This is a genomic window from Streptomyces sp. NPDC101166, from assembly GCF_044768125.1.
GTDB lineage: Bacteria > Actinomycetota > Actinomycetes > Streptomycetales > Streptomycetaceae > Streptomyces.
Window position 1 is genome coordinate 1 of record NZ_JBIWPF010000293.1, and the last position, 1,101, is coordinate 1,101.

Annotated in this window: 1 protein-coding gene; it reads left to right on the plus strand. The window is 67.9% G+C overall.

Annotated features, from left to right (window positions below; genetic code table 11):
* A partial coding sequence (locus ACIRS4_RS38530) for a hypothetical protein (RefSeq protein ID WP_404204975.1) occupies positions 1-1,101 on the plus strand: 1,101 nt, incomplete at its 5' end.

Below are 1,101 nucleotides of genomic sequence, written 5' to 3' on the forward strand. Positions count from 1 at the left end.
CTCGACGTCGGCCACTACTCGACCACGCCACGAAAGTTCACCGGCTCGCCCACCGGGGAGGAGGGCCGGGCCCTCGCCGCGAGCGCGATCGCCGAGGGCATGCCCGACCCCTTCCAGATCGACACCTCCCTCGATCACCGCTACGGGACCGCGCAGACGAGTCCGGCCGGGGCCGCGACCATGATCGCCGGGACCAGCACGCCGCTCACCCAGCCCGTGATGGAGAAGTACGGGATGATCAGCGCCTACGGGGTGGTCGGTCTCACCAAGCGATTCACCGAGTGGAGCAGCAAGCCGGAGGGCAACATGCTGCTGATCCTGACCATGTCCTATCCGAACCCGGACGCCGCCGCCCGCGCGGCCACGGACATGGAGGCGATCGACTTCGCCGCCAGCCCCGACAATGTCCGGATCCCGATCCCCGGATTCGCCCAGGCGCACGCGCACTATCGGCCGACCTCCCCGACCATCGGCGCGACCTGGTCGTACCGCACCTTCGTCACCTCGATCATCGCGGCGCTGGATATGACGCGAGTCGACGCCGACGCCCTCGCCCAGCGAGTCGGTCAGGTGTTCACCGCCCAGTCCCCGCTGCTGGACACCGTGCGCATGGTCGTCGACGCCTCGCTGACCATGCAGACCCGCGATCCGGATCAGATGCTGCACCGGGCCTTCGTCACCAATGACCAGCAGCTGATCTCCCCCACGTACGGCAGCATCGGCCCCCGCGCGGCGTCGCTGTGCGAGAACGCCCAACCGCATCGGGACCGGCTGTCGGAGAAGGCCGGGATCGATCGCTGCGCGACCACCGATGACAGCAATGTGCTGCGCGCCCGCGACGAGGACGCCGCGCAGACGTTCCTCACCGCGACCATCAAGTCCGACCGAACCGAGTACATCAAGCGCGACATCGACTCCCCCGCCAAGCTGGGCACGGCACGCTGCTTCGAGACCAAGGACGCGATCTGGGCCGGCGACGCCAACCTCCGGTTCCAGTGCGGCGTGACGTTCGGCAGACATGTCGCTTTTGTCTGGAGTAATGACGAGCAGGACGTGCGCCGGCGTGCTGCCGCCCAGTACGTGATCCTGGCGAACAGTTAG